Annotated in this window: 13 protein-coding genes; 6 read left to right on the top strand and 7 right to left on the bottom strand. The window is 35.6% G+C overall.

Annotated elements, in window-relative coordinates; translation table 11 throughout:
• The first annotated feature begins 104 nt into the window (after positions 1-104).
• From FW780_RS04035 to FW780_RS04020, 4 genes are all read left to right on the top strand, one after another.
• A complete protein-coding gene (locus FW780_RS04035; RefSeq protein WP_149832321.1) occupies positions 105-578 on the top strand; it encodes a DUF3347 domain-containing protein in 474 nt (157 codons plus the stop codon).
• A gap of 104 nt (positions 579-682) precedes the next feature.
• Complete coding sequence (locus tag FW780_RS04030; protein ID WP_174774451.1) at positions 683-3436, top strand: multicopper oxidase domain-containing protein; 2754 nt, start codon at positions 683-685, stop codon at positions 3434-3436.
• A 39-nt stretch (positions 3437-3475) separates the two neighbouring features.
• Positions 3476-4081, top strand: coding sequence for a DUF3347 domain-containing protein (locus FW780_RS04025; RefSeq protein WP_149832320.1), 606 nt, complete (start codon positions 3476-3478; stop codon positions 4079-4081).
• Between the two features lie 25 nt (positions 4082-4106).
• On the top strand, positions 4107-4559 hold the full coding sequence (locus FW780_RS04020) for a heme-binding domain-containing protein (RefSeq protein ID WP_241676840.1): 453 nt from the start codon (positions 4107-4109) through the stop codon (positions 4557-4559).
• A 63-nt stretch (positions 4560-4622) separates the two neighbouring features.
• Here FW780_RS04020 and FW780_RS04015 read toward each other — a convergent pair whose 3' ends face one another.
• The 7 genes from FW780_RS04015 to FW780_RS03990 all read right to left on the bottom strand — a co-directional run bounded on the left by FW780_RS04015 (position 4623) and on the right by FW780_RS03990 (position 11199).
• On the bottom strand, positions 4623-6656 hold the full coding sequence (locus tag FW780_RS04015) for an alpha/beta hydrolase family protein (RefSeq protein ID WP_149832318.1): 2034 nt from the start codon (positions 6654-6656) through the stop codon (positions 4623-4625).
• Between the two features lie 69 nt (positions 6657-6725).
• Positions 6726-7844 carry an FAD-dependent monooxygenase gene (locus FW780_RS04010; protein ID WP_149832317.1) on the bottom strand — a complete coding sequence of 373 codons (1119 nt, stop codon included), beginning with the start codon at positions 7842-7844 and terminating at the stop codon, positions 6726-6728.
• A gap of 15 nt (positions 7845-7859) precedes the next feature.
• Positions 7860-8360: a GNAT family N-acetyltransferase gene (locus FW780_RS04005; RefSeq protein ID WP_149832316.1), complete on the bottom strand. Its 501-nt coding sequence runs from the start codon at positions 8358-8360 to the stop codon at positions 7860-7862.
• A 15-nt stretch (positions 8361-8375) separates the two neighbouring features.
• Positions 8376-8732: a hypothetical protein gene (locus tag FW780_RS22620; RefSeq protein ID WP_241676839.1), complete on the bottom strand. Its 357-nt coding sequence runs from the start codon at positions 8730-8732 to the stop codon at positions 8376-8378.
• Positions 8707-8964, bottom strand: a complete 258-nt coding sequence (locus FW780_RS22615; RefSeq protein ID WP_241676838.1) for a hypothetical protein — start codon at positions 8962-8964, stop codon at positions 8707-8709. The genes FW780_RS22620 and FW780_RS22615 overlap by 26 nt, the downstream gene beginning before the upstream one ends.
• Positions 8965-9195: 231 nt before the next feature.
• Positions 9196-10062, bottom strand: a complete 867-nt coding sequence (locus FW780_RS03995) for a sigma-70 family RNA polymerase sigma factor (RefSeq protein ID WP_002979276.1) — start codon at positions 10060-10062, stop codon at positions 9196-9198.
• 345 nt (positions 10063-10407) lie between these two features.
• Positions 10408-11199 (bottom strand): S1/P1 nuclease, encoded by a 792-nt coding sequence (locus FW780_RS03990; RefSeq protein WP_149832315.1) that lies wholly within the window; start codon positions 11197-11199, stop codon positions 10408-10410.
• A gap of 489 nt (positions 11200-11688) precedes the next feature.
• On the opposite strand from FW780_RS03990, the gene FW780_RS03985 reads away from it, so the two are divergent.
• Positions 11689-12630, top strand: a complete 942-nt coding sequence (locus FW780_RS03985; protein ID WP_149385873.1) for a type VI secretion system baseplate subunit TssG — start codon at positions 11689-11691, stop codon at positions 12628-12630.
• A gap of 54 nt (positions 12631-12684) precedes the next feature.
• Positions 12685-13587, top strand: coding sequence for a TssN family type VI secretion system protein (locus FW780_RS03980; protein ID WP_149832314.1), 903 nt, complete (start codon positions 12685-12687; stop codon positions 13585-13587).
• Positions 13588-13595: the final 8 nt, after the last annotated feature.

Here is a 13595-nt window from a genome sequence, read left to right as displayed (position 1 = left end):
TTTTCTGTATCATTATCGTATACAATTACAGGCGACATGTTCTGACACATTTTCCGATGTGTCCCTTATTCTTATTAAAAAAATTAATTCTAAAATTTAAAACAATGAAAAAATATATCATTACAGCAGCCTTATCTTTATTCTCAATCGTTTCACTATCAGCGCAATCTAAAAAGGATGCTACGGTTTCTAAACTGTATCAGAACTATATCGCAATCAAATCAGCGTTAGCTTCAGATGATGCTGACAAAACTTCAAAAGCAGCAACAGAATTCATTAAAACAGCCTCAACCATTGATTATAAAATGGTTTCTGAAGGTAATCTTAATATTCTTAGAAAAGATGCTTCTGCTATTTCTGAAGCAAGAACGGTTACTGCTCAAAGAGAAACTTTTCTCAACCTTTCAGACAATATGATCGCTTTAACCAAGCAGTTCAAACTTTCTGAAAAACCAGTCTATGTACAATATTGCCCAATGGCAGACGGTAGCTGGCTGAGCGATGAAAAACAGATTGCAAACCCATACTACGGGAAATCTATGCTTTCATGTGGAAGCGTAAAGTCAGAGATTAAATAATTAGTCTATTATTCTTTAAAACAATAAGTTGTATAGTTTAAATTATAATTAGCTTTAAGCTATGCAACTTCTAAAAACTTTGAAATATTATGAAAAAACTGATAATGTTTCTGGTGCTTTTATTCTCTGTTTTTACTTTCGCACAAACTACAAAAACGTATTATACCTGTCCGATGCATCCTGAAGTGGTGTCATCAAAACCTGGAGACTGTCCGAAATGCGGAATGACTCTGGTAAAAAAGACAGTTGTTGTAAAACCGGAAGTGAAACCTGTATCTAAAACAGAAACGAAGGCAAAGCCTGCAGAAACAAAAATAAATAAGATAAATATAAATATAAATAAAGTAAAGGAAACAACTAAGGTTGAGAAAGCAAAAGTAATAAAGCCTTCTGTTCAACCAGAGAAAAAAGCTGCATCACCAGCTAAATCTCAGGTTTTAACTCACGCTCAAACTACTTATACCTGCCCCATGCATCCTGAAGTAGTTTCGGATAAGCCGGGAAAATGTCCTAAATGCGGGATGGATCTGGTAGAAAAAGAAGATCATTCCCATGGGCAGGCTGAAAATCCAAATGAGGAAAAATCTATTTTAAAACGTAATTCAGAAAACGGAAGAATTACTTTCGGTGGGAAAACGGTTCGTTATGATCTGTATGTAAAAGATACCATTGTCAACTTCACCGGAAAAAACAGAAGAGCGATCGCGATTAACGGGAAACTTCAGGCTCCGACTTTATATTTTACGGAAGGAGATACTGCGGAAATTTATCTGCACAATATGCTTAAGGAAAATACAGGATTGCACTGGCACGGAGTGATTCTTCCCAACGAGCATGATGGGGTTCCGTATCTTACCACAAAACCGGTAACGCCGGGAGAAACCCACTTATACAAATTCAGAGTTTCCCAAAACGGGACGTATTGGTATCATTCCCATGAAGCCCTTCAGGAGCAAATAGGAATGAATGGAATACTGGTTTTCAAGAAAAGAGAAGGTGAACCTAAAACAGAATACAATGCTGAGATTCCGGTATTGCTGGGAGATTGGAGTGATGATGATCCAATGCAGATTGCAAGAAGACTTCATATGGCCAATACAGACTGGTATGCGGTAAAGAAAAACGCAGTACAGAGTTATTGGGAAGCCATCAAGTCTGGAAATTTCGGGACAAAAGCACTGAATGAATGGAAAAGGATGGAGGCGATGGATGTAAGTGATGTCTATTATGATAAATTCCTGATTAATGGTACTCCTAGTTCAGATTATTCCAATCTAAAGCCTGGAGATAAAGTAAGATTAAGAGTGGCCAACGGAGGTTCATCTACTTATTTCTGGCTGAATTATGGAGGTGGGAAGATAAAAGTAGTAGGAAATGACGGTAATGATGTAGTTCCGACAGATGTTGACCGTTTGATTGTTGGGGTTTCCGAGACTTATGATATTGAAGTCACAATTCCGGAAAATAAAAGCTTTGAATTCAGAGCGACTTCGGAAGACAGAATAGGGCATGCATCCCTTTGGCTGGGCTCCGGTGAAAAGGTAGAAGCGCCTAATCTTCCAAGACTAATGCTTTTTGAAGGAATGAAAATGATGAATGGTATGATGGAAATGAGCGGAAATATGAAGCCCATGACCATGACGATGGGAAACCAGATGATGGATATGAACGAAGTAATGTATCCGGAATTATCTGAAAATCAAAGAAAAACTACTGCAAAGCATATCAATGAGATGATGGGGGTGAAGACAAAAGAAGATAAAAAAGAAGATCATTCTCAACACTCAGGAATGGATATGGGGGAAGAAAAAACGATTAAGAGGCTTTCTTATAATATTTTAAAGTCTCCTGAAAAAACTATTTTTCCTACAGACAGCATCCGTGAAATGAAGTTTACGCTGGAAGGAAATATGAATCATTATCTGTGGACTCTGGATAATAAAACCGTAACAGAAACAGATAAAATCCTGATAAAAAAGGGAGAAGTTCTTAGAATTAAAATGTATAATAATTCTATGATGCGCCACCCGATGCATCTTCATGGTCATGATTTCAGACTGATCAATTCAAAAGGAGAGTATTCTCCACTGAAAAACGTAGTAGATATCATGCCGATGGAAACCGTAACGATAGAATTTGCAGCCAATCAGGATGGTGACTGGTTTTTCCACTGTCATATTTTATACCATATGATGGCAGGAATGGGAAGAATTTTCAGCTATGAAAACTCTAAACCCAATCCACAGCTTCCGAACAGAAAACTGGCCTGGAAAAATTTTATACAGGATAATAAAATGACCAGCTCTATGGCGATGCTGGATGTCGCAAGCAATAAAATCCATGCAGAAACAATGACAATGTTCGGTCCGAGATGGGCTAACCTTAATGAGTTTCATTCTAACTGGAATTTTGATCATTTTGAAGGAAGTGCAAAAGTGGGACGATTTTTAGGGAAATTCCAATGGGCACTTCCGTATGCAGGAGTAAGAGTTCAAAAAAATCATGAGATTATGGAAAGGCAGATGACAGAGGAATTGGGAATGGATTTTCATGGTAAAAAGACCTGGTTCGGACAGCAGAAAGCTTCAAAAAACAAATTTGCATTCATGGTGGGTATGCAGTATGTATTGCCAATGTTGATTACCGCTGATGCAAGTGTTGACCAAAACGGAAAAGTATTATTAGAACTGAGCCGTGAGGATATCCCGCTTTCCAGAAGATTGAGAGGAAATTTCAGTGTCAATTCCGATGGTGAATTTTCAACAGGAATGAGGTACATTCTTCAAAAATGGATATCCGTTTCCGGAAATTATGATAATGAAATGGGCTGGGGTGCAGGTGTTACTTTAACATACTGATAAAACATTAAAATTTTTATAAAATTAATTAGTAAAACAATGAAAAACATAGTAACCGTTCTTTTAGTAGGAGGTCTTTTATACTCATGTACTAAAAACAATTCCACCAAAAAGGAGACAAAAGCTGATCTTAAAATGGAGGAAGAATCATCCGTAGCAACCGAACCGCTAAAGGCAGATAATGATTCGGAGAAAGATAAAAAGGAATCAACAGATTCTTCAGCATTTTCAATAAAACAGATTGTTGAGAGCTATCTTCCTTTAAAAAATGCTTTAACGAAGGATGATTCTAAAACAGCCTCATCAGAAGCTAAAAAATTATATTCTGTCTTAAAAAAACAGGATGTAAGTAAACTAAGCCCTGAAGTAAAAGATATTTTGGAAAGTGCAGCAGAAAATGCAGAGCATATCAGTGAAAAATCTGACGATATAGCCCATCAGAGAGAACATCTACTTTCTCTGAGTAATGATATTACTGATTTAATAAAAGAAAAGGGGACTGACGGATTAAAATTGTATCAGGATTTCTGTCCTATGTATAATAATGGAAAGGGTGGAACCTGGATCAGTGAGTCGGAAGAGATTGTCAATCCATATGAAGGGCAAAAAATGATCAATTGCGGATCTATAAAAAAAGTATTTTAAAATTGTAAAAAAAATGAACCGACACGTGAAAAACATATTGTTAGGGTTTGTTCTAATTTTTTTACTCATTCAGATCATTCAGCCTGCCCGTAATATTGATTATGGGCAGGTTCCTTCAACAGATATTTCAAAGGTTTACAAGCTTCCTAAGAATGTGCAATCTATTCTTACAAATTCCTGCTATGACTGTCATAGCAATTCTACCCATTATCCATTCTATTCCTATATACAGCCTTTAAGTTATTATCTTGAAAAGCATATTAAAAAAGGAAAAGAAGAATTGAATTTTAATGAATGGAGTAATTACAGCCGTCGTAAACAGGTCAATAAATTAAATTCTATTGCCAATCAGATACAACAGAAGAAAATGCCGCTTACCTCATATACTTATCTTCATCCGGAAGCTAAACTTTCCGAAAAACAGATAAAAGAAATAGTTCACTGGATAGAGCTGATGCAGACTGAAAATGAAAAATAAGACTTAAAAAATAAAAGCCATCTCGTAAAAATGAGATGGCTTTGTCTTTATTATACCGAAACTTTATTTAGAAGCTCCTGCGGTTTTTTCGCTTTTCGCCGGAGTATAAGTAACTTTTGCAATATCAACCGTCATTTCCTTAAGACGTTTTGCTACATTTTCAGGCATTTCTTTCTGATATCTTCCTCCAATTACTTCAGCAAGGAATTTCTCTGTTTCAGCATACATTGCCATGCTGTTCACCGGTTTGCGGAATCCGTGCCCTTCATCATCAGCAAGGATGTAATTTACCTTTTTACCTTTATCACGCAGCGCAATGACAATCTGATCTGCTTCAGCCTGTTTTACTCTCGGGTCGTTAGCTCCCTGAACAATCAATAATGGCTTGTTAATTTTATCCACACTAAACAACGGACTGGCATCATGCATACGTTTTTTGCCTTCTTCAGTTTTAGGATCACCTACCATTCCGTAAAGGAAAGCGCGTGCAGCTTCCCAGTAAGCAGGAACAGAATCCAGTAAAGTAAAGAGGTTGCTTGGTCCTACAATATCTACTCCGGCAGCATATACATCAGGAGTAAATGCTAAACCTGCAAGCGTTGCATATCCACCGTAACTTCCTCCCATAATCACTACTTTGCTTTTGTCTGCAATTCCTTTATCAATTAAATATTTTACACCCCATGTAATATCGTCCTGCATCAGTTTTCCCCACTGAAGATCGCCGCCATTCTGAAACTTTTTACCGTATCCACCACTCGCTCTGAAATTAGGTTGCAATACCGCATATCCTCTGTTAGCTAAAAACTGTACGGTTGAATTGTATCCCCAATAATCTCTTGGACCTTTCGGACCTCCGTGAACCAAAACAACTACAGGTACATTTTTACCCGATGAACCTACAGGTAAAGTCAGATAAGCCGGAATTTCAAGTCCGTCACTGCTTTTATAAGAAATAGGAGTCATCGCAGCCAGATATTTTTCCACTTTTTTTAATTCTGTTCTTGGGGTATACTGGAAAATCAGCTGTTTTGTCTTTGCATCAAAGAAATACGCTTCTGAAGCATATTTATCACCTCCAACAGCAACTAAGAATTTAGAATAATCATTGGTAGAACTTGAAAAATTAACTTCTCTTCCAGGAAATTTACTTTGCAGAAATTTATAATTGTCCTCCCATACTTTGTCTTTCCAGTAATACTCTGTTTTATCTCCGGTGTAAGAGGTATAGATCATCTTTCTTGTATTTCTGTCCAGAAACAACCCTCCAAAATCTACTTTATCTTTAGGATCGCTTTCTATTTTTGTAATCTCTTTGGTTTTCGGGTCCATCAGGAATAAGGTTGATTTATCTAGGTTCCCTTTGTTGGTTACCAGATAGAACTTAGAATTATCCTCGTTCCAGTTTGAGATATAGGCGCTTTCCGTTACCAAAGTCTCGTAAATAGGAGTGAGTTTATCTCCTTCTTTATAAAAAAACTGGGTAGTTCCTTTATCATCCGTTTTGGAAAGAACTCTCAATTTTTCATCCCAGTCAAATTCATAACTTGTAATGCGGTCTGTATTTTCATAAATCTTTTTCAGCTCACCTGTAGAAATTTTCAATGAGTATAAATCATGCCATGCTTTATCACGGTTATTTAATCCCACCATCAACAAATCAGGATCTTTTCTGCTTACCATGTAGATTTGAGCTGTTACTTCTTTAAGCGGAGTTAAATTCCTTGATTCCGGAACTCCGGTGGTTACTTTTGCCATGGGATCTACAGCAAAAATATTCATGTTTTCATCACCATTTCCATCTTTTACATAAAGAATATACTTACCGTCTTCTGACCAGAAATATCCGTTCATCGGGCGCTTGCTATCCGTTAGTGGGCGGGCTTTTTCAAAAGGTTCATCAATCTTTTTTACCCATATATTCATAATGCCTCCATATTCTTTCGTGAAGGAAATCCATTTTCCATCCGGGCTCAGCTGTCCTCCGGAAATTTCCGGGTTCCCAAAAAATAAACCCCTGTCCAGTACCGGGACCTCCTGTGCTTGTGCTGTATGTACTCCTATGAATAAGAGCAATACGTAAAAGATTTTTTTCATGTTTTTAATTTTTAGTTGTTATTAATAAATCGAATATAATTTTTTAAATTTTATTTTTTAACCGAATTTTTACAATTCCAGTTCTATAACTTTTTTAGCCATTTTTTGATTGATGCTTTCCGGAATCATACCCATGAGAAAATTACGTATTGAATTTCCTCTTTCCCATTGGGATACTTTTCCTATGGTTCGGCTTGTGTTGACAATATAATCCACTTTTTTTCTTCTGATGCTTTGAAATGCCTCAAAAACTGTATTGAAATCCTTATCTTTTTCCAACAGCTTTCCGATGATATAAGCATCTTCAATAGCCTGACAGGCACCTTGACCCATATTGGGAGTTGTGGCATGAGCGGCATCTCCAATCAGGCATAGATTTTCAGAATACCATTTGGGAATAGGTGAGAGGTCAGAAATTGTGTTACAAATAATATTTTCGTCTGGAGTAGCGTCAATAATTTGTAAAACCAAAGGATCAAAATCATTAAAAATCTCTGCAATTTCAATATATCTCCCGAAACTTTTCTCATTCACGCAGGCATACCAGTATACTTTTTTGTCAGAAATTTTTACAAACCCAAAGCGTTTTCCTTTTCCCCACATTTCAAAAGCTTCCTGATGATGTTTCTCAGGCAGATCGAAATCTAAAAGACCGCGCCAGCATTTCTGCCCTGAGTTGCGGATTGTTCCGGTTTTTAAAATCTGATTTCGGATAGGGGATTTTATACCATCTGCTCCAAAAACGATTTTACTTTCAATCTGATTTCCGTTTTCAAAATCTAAAATATAGTTTTCTTTTTTTTCAATTTTCTGTAGAGAATGATTCAGTTTAATGGAATCGGGAAAAAGGTTTTCAGCTAAAATCTTTTGGAGTTCAGCACGGTGGATTGCAACATTACATGAATTGTACTTCGTTTCAAGTTCCAGAATTTCTGTCTTGGAGATAGTCTGTAAAGATTCATTGGCGATAACAATTCTGTGAATTTTATTACCTGCCTTTTCAATTTTTTCCTTTAATCCCAGTTGATCAAAAACCTGCATTGCATTCACTGCCATCATAATTCCGGCTCCTACAGGTTTTATTTCAGGGGCAGACTCGTAGATTGTAAAATCATACTGATGCTGTTTCAGTATATTTCCGAGGGTAAGCCCTCCGATTCCGGCTCCGATGATTGAAATGGTGTTCATAAGACATCATTTAATTTAAATTGTTATAATATAGCTTTCCGATACCTTTTTAAAACCATATCTGCTAAAAAAGTTGTGCGCTCCATGATTGTTGACTCCGCTTTCCAATAAGATAAAACTGATATTCCAGTTTTTAGATTCATGAATAGCTTTTTCCAGAAGTTTACTTCCCAGTGACTGGCCTCTTACGGACTGATCCAAAAGCATGTCTTCTAAAATCGCATACTTTTTAAAGGGACTGTTGATCACATTGAAAACCATCATTCCGACAATTTCCCCATTTTCGTTTTCTGCAATTAAAATATTCAGTTTAGAACTGCCATCAGAATTAAAATCAGTAATCAGCTGTTCGGTAAGAATCAGTTCAAGATCGGGATTCCAGTGATGGGAATCGATGGCTCTGCCGGACATCATTTCACCATGGGAAATATAAGAGTCTGTTTTATGAGTAATAAAAAAGTCCACAAGTTCTTTAACGCGGGCTTTATCAGTGAGCCATTTTGTAGTATATTTCATGAGGTGTAGCGGTGTTTATTTTATTTTTTTCAACTCTTCCAGCAGTTGTTTTTGTTTATTGATGAATTGATTGAGGCTGTCTGTTTTCAGAGGATGGGCATTCTGGTATTTTTCAATTTCAGGAAGGGTTTTTCTGATTTTGAGTGCAGCATATACACTGTAAATACTTTGTTTATTCCTATTAATCTTACTCTTAAGTTCTTTTATTTTTTGAACTTTTAGATAATACTTGTCTGAACTTTCTGTGATGAGGTTCATCATTTCCTTTCTTAAAACCGAATCATTAATAGATTTTGCTTCATTTTTTGCAATCAAATAATAATCTTCTGAATTAGAAATGATGCTGCTATATACTTTGCATTTTATGAGCATCTTCTTGAATTAAAGATATTTTCTCATCCATTTTCTTTAATCCTTCATCATTTTTTATTTTTTCATAATAAATACCATTGAATATATCCTGAGTTTTACTTAATCTCTTTATTGGCATACTTGATTCCGTATTCTCAGCTGCTTTTTCAACAATATCATGTTTTTGGGATTTATTTTCTCTACAAGAAAGTACAGATAATGCAAGGATAGAGGCAAAAAGTATTTTTTTCATAGTCTGTTTTTATTTTGGTGTATCATCAGTATCATATCCCAACAACTAAAATTACTCATTTAGATTTTAATGCAAATGAGGAAAGGATATGATTTTAATTAGTTGAACAAACGGTGAAAAATGTTACAGAAGTCTGCAGATTGAATGTAATTGATTCTATATAGCCTTTGGAATAAATAAAAAAACGGAGCCTGAAACCAGACTCCGCCTATAAAATTTTTTACGCTAAAATTATTTACCCAGATAAGATTTAAGAATCTTGCTTCTGGTATTGTGTTTTAGTCTCTTAATTGCTTTTTCTTTGATCTGACGAACTCTCTCTCTTGTAAGATCGAAAGTTTCACCAATTTCCTCTAAAGTCATTGGGTGTTTTCCGTTCAGTCCGAAGTATAATCTTACCAAATCAGCCTCTCTTGGCGTCAAAGTATTCAATGCTCTTTCAATCTCGATTTGTAGAGATTCAAGCATCAGATCTTTATCTGGACTTGGAGATTCTCCTGAACGTAATACATCATAAAGATTAGAATCTTCACCTTCTACTAAAGGTGCATCCATAGACAGGTGTCTTCCGGAGTTTTTCATAGATTCTTTAATATCTTCCTCGCTCATGTCAAGAACTTCAGCCAATTCTTCCGGAGAAGGTGGTCTTTCATTTTCCTGCTCAAGGTGAGCGTATGCTTTATTGATTTTGTTGATAGAACCAATTTTGTTCAATGGTAGTCTTACAATTCTTGACTGCTCAGCCAATGCCTGTAAGATTGATTGACGGATCCACCATACTGCATAAGAGATAAATTTGAAACCTCTAGTTTCATCGTACCTTTTTGCCGCTTTCATTAATCCTAGGTTACCTTCATTGATCAAATCGGGTAAAGAAAGACCTTGATTTTGGTATTGCTTAGATACAGAAACTACGAAACGAAGGTTGGCTTTGATTAATTTCTCCAGTGCGGCTCTGTCGCCTGCACGTATTCTTTGTGCCAATTCTACTTCTTCGTCCGCAGTGATCAGTTCCACTTTACCAATTTCCTGCAAATACTTGTCTAATGAAGCAGTTTCCCTGTTGGTTACCTGCTTAGTGATTTTTAATTGTCTCATTTATTTTATCCTCAAAAAAGAGTTACTATAATATATACGTATGAAAAGGTAAAAAGGTTACACAAGTTTTATTTTTTTTGTGAAAAGAAACCTGTTAAAATAATGATAATTTTCTTAAAAACAAAATATATTTCTGATATTCAGTTGTTTATGGTTTGTTTCGGACTATAAATAAAATATTCATTAATAACAAAAAGACCAGACCTTATCTGAGAATTCTGTAATTTCCTTAAACCTTAAACAAAAAAAAACGAAACCGAAGTTTCGTTTTTATATCTAAGAGTACTATTTTAAGTTTGGGTTTGTGAACCCGTAAACTCGCAACACGCAACTCATAACTAGTAACTAAAAAAGCTCATTTAATACTTTTGCAAGTCTCAATCCTCCATACAATAATTGTCTTTCTACTGTATCGTTGAATTTATACTGATAGTCGTAAGATAATTTAGAATCGTTAGGAGTCTGCGCATAGATCTTGTTGGCAATTTTATGAGAATCATACAACCAGTCTTCCAGTGTTCCGGACTGTATCTGTGCTACTTCTTCTTTAGATTTAATATCTAAAAGTTTAGAATATTCTGTGTAACTGTATTTTTGAGAATCTACCAATTTTCCGTCCCAAACTGAGTGTAAATTGGTTTTTTCCCCGAAATAGGTCACATTGATTTTATTTCCACCCAAATCTTCTGCTCTTCCTACGTGAAGGGGTTGTGCAAGATCTCCCATAATATGGATAAGGAAGATTAAAGCAATTTTTCTGTCTTTTTCAGAAGTGTTTTTGTCTTTGATCTGGCTGGACAGGGTGTTTACCTGAGTGTAAAGGCTTGGTCCTGCCTGTGCTTTTAAGTTTTGTTCAAAAGCTTTAAAGTCGGTCATTGGATCAATGTTTACGTAATGCCATGACGAAGCCTGCTTCCATGCTCCTGTGGTATCAGATTTAATAAAATCCGGCCAGTTTGCCCAGTAAGCCAGGCGTTCTTTTCCCATTATTTTTTTGATTTCTCTTCTTGCTTTTCGGGAAAGATGGTTTTCTGCAATGTCTGCAATAACTCTGTGTCCCGTTAATCCCCATGCATAAGAATAAAGTGAAGAGGCCATGAATGCTAAAATCAGAATTTTAGAATAAATACTTTTCATTTTAAATAACAATTTTCAGTCTGCAAAGATACGGCCCACTTTCGGAATGAGCATGCATTATCCCGAATTTATTCCATAAGATGATGTTAATAAAATTTAATCTGCATGATAAGATGTAATTGTACTACGTTTGAAGCTTATATTTTATCGGATCAGGAGACGAGAATAAATAACAGGAACAGGAGAGTGTGGATATAGAAGAATAGTAAGACACAAGATTCTTATATATAAAGGATGAACTAAAATAAAAAACTTTAATATCAACTCAAACATTGAATTTTAGACCTTTAACCGTCTGATTCTGAATAGTTAGTTTTAAATTTAAAAAAACAAGTAAACCTTTTATTTACCGTATTTTTACGGAATTTGCCTGAATTTATTCCTTTTAATGTCAATAAATTATTATTTTTAGGATAAAATTATTCGTAAAATATTTTTTCAAACTTATGAGATATATTATCTTTACAAGTCATAATCAGAGGAAACACTATGTATGAGACTAATATTGTAGATATGCATTACAATAAGCTGCAGACAGACTTTAAAGCTGAAGCTGTGGCTGTTAACCTTTTGAAATATCACCGTGCGGTAAGCAATATATTTATTGAGCGTGTTGGCGTGAACGACCGTGCTTATCTGAAGGATATTAAGAGTATTTCAAGCAGTTATTTAGGATTTGATGAGGAAGTATTTACCATAGAGAGTTACAGGGAAGGCATTTATGACTATCTTCCGGAGGGTTTATTCCATCCGCCGTCTCTTGGGGCTTCCAGAAAGAATGTAGATACTGTGGTAAGGGAAATCCGTAAACAGAAAAGAGTAGAAGATGATGCCCGTAAGTTTTTCCGTCCTTTTGAGCTGGAAGTTTTTTTTACGGAGATCAGTGCTTTACTTAAAGAATCTGAATTTGATATTACAAGCAATACGGATTCTTTATTGGAAACGGTAAGTGAACTCTGGCCGCTGATAAAGATGCTGGACAAGCAGAGTGCCTATATTTTTATGCATATTCTTCCGTTTTTCCACCAGATAAGAGGAGATAAAAAATGGTTTGAAAGATGTATGACTGCTTTCCTGCAGGTACCGGTAAACGTAACTTTTTCACCCAACATTATTGATGAGATTGAGAAAAATGATAACTCCATGTTATTGGGGAATTCAAGATTGGGGGTAACCTATATTCCAAGTGGTCCTCATATGGATGGGCAGCGAAACTGGGTGGTGAATATTGGACCTATACCTTATGAAGATATGAAAAAATATATCCCGGGAAGTCCGTTCAGAAATGTACTTCAGTCGCTGTATGATTATTTTCTTCCGGTAACAGTGGATGTGGAAGAGAATTTTGTTACAGAAAAAGAGGAATATTCGTTCAGTCTTGAGGACGATGGAAGAAATGCCAGCCGCCTTGGATACTCTACATTCCTCTAAATTATTTTATTATATTTACAACTACCAACAAAGTATAAATTCGAAAAGAAACAAATGGAAATTTCTTCAGTAAAAGGTATTTTTTTAAGGTATATCTTAATGCCTTTAATCGCAATTATTATGATGGTTATACTGGGTGTAATCAGGAGAAATAAACCTGCGATAAAAATTAAAGTAATTATTATATATGTACTTCTGTGCAGTTTATGCCTGGCTATTCCGGGGTTTTTTGGATTTGCCGGAAACCTTTTTAATCCGTACTGGTATCTCATCGCACAAGTTATTTACCTTATTTTTGGGATTATTCATGTGAATTTATTGCATAAATATTTCAAGAAGCATATAGAATCTCTGGCAATGAGTATTCTGTTTGAGTCTATACTTTCATTAACGTGTATCGCTTTGGGAGGGTATCTTTTTACTTTGATCTTTAACTGGATGAGTAAAGGATTAGGATATTCTGTAATGGCAGCAACAAGTATGCTGATCTTTGTAGTTCCGATGGTATTTTATTACTGTTATATCCAGTTTATTACAATTCCTTTTGATATTTATAAAACATGGAGATATTCACCGGAGCAGAAACTGCCAGATTTTGAAGGGGCAGATTTTGACAGATTAATGGTACTGAATGTTGAATTGAGCAAAAAATTAGAAGATACCAACCGTTTCAGAATCAAAGCGAAAACACTTCCGACAGGAGTTACCTTCGGAGATTGGTTCTATAGAGTAGTGGATGATTATAACCATAAAAACCCAGGTTCTATTATTCATCTTTCAGATGAGGGGAATGAACCTTATTACTGGATATTTTACACTAAAAAATCGTTTTTCAGTTTCAGAAAATATATAGATTTCGACCAGGACATTACAACAAACAGCATTTCTGAAAATGAAGTGGTGATTTGTAAGAGAGTCATTCAGCATGAAGAGGAGGGAGTCGCAAGAAAATCATAATCACAAAA

Origin of the sequence: Chryseobacterium sediminis (assembly GCF_008386505.1) — a bacterium.
GTDB classification, from domain to species: Bacteria; Bacteroidota; Bacteroidia; order Flavobacteriales; family Weeksellaceae; genus Chryseobacterium; species Chryseobacterium sediminis.
The sequence above is the reverse complement of the archived record's forward strand: the minus strand, read 5'-3'. Positions and strand labels throughout refer to the sequence as shown.

Coding starts and splice junctions, on each gene's coding strand:
- FW780_RS04035 (WP_149832321.1), top strand. CDS start 105: ATGAAAAAATATATCATTACAGCAGCCTTATCTTTATTCTCAATCGTT.
- FW780_RS04030 (WP_174774451.1), top strand. CDS start 683: ATGTTTCTGGTGCTTTTATTCTCTGTTTTTACTTTCGCACAAACTACA.
- FW780_RS04025 (WP_149832320.1), top strand. CDS start 3,476: ATGAAAAACATAGTAACCGTTCTTTTAGTAGGAGGTCTTTTATACTCA.
- FW780_RS04015 (WP_149832318.1), bottom strand. CDS start 6,656: ATGAAAAAAATCTTTTACGTATTGCTCTTATTCATAGGAGTACATACA.
- FW780_RS04010 (WP_149832317.1), bottom strand. CDS start 7,844: ATGAACACCATTTCAATCATCGGAGCCGGAATCGGAGGGCTTACCCTC.
- FW780_RS04005 (WP_149832316.1), bottom strand. CDS start 8,360: ATGAAATATACTACAAAATGGCTCACTGATAAAGCCCGCGTTAAAGAA.
- FW780_RS22620 (WP_241676839.1), bottom strand. CDS start 8,732: ATGCTCATAAAATGCAAAGTATATAGCAGCATCATTTCTAATTCAGAA.
- FW780_RS22615 (WP_241676838.1), bottom strand. CDS start 8,964: ATGAAAAAAATACTTTTTGCCTCTATCCTTGCATTATCTGTACTTTCT.
- FW780_RS03995 (WP_002979276.1), bottom strand. CDS start 10,062: ATGAGACAATTAAAAATCACTAAGCAGGTAACCAACAGGGAAACTGCT.
- FW780_RS03990 (WP_149832315.1), bottom strand. CDS start 11,199: ATGAAAAGTATTTATTCTAAAATTCTGATTTTAGCATTCATGGCCTCT.
- FW780_RS03985 (WP_149385873.1), top strand. CDS start 11,689: ATGTATGAGACTAATATTGTAGATATGCATTACAATAAGCTGCAGACA.
- FW780_RS03980 (WP_149832314.1), top strand. CDS start 12,685: ATGGAAATTTCTTCAGTAAAAGGTATTTTTTTAAGGTATATCTTAATG.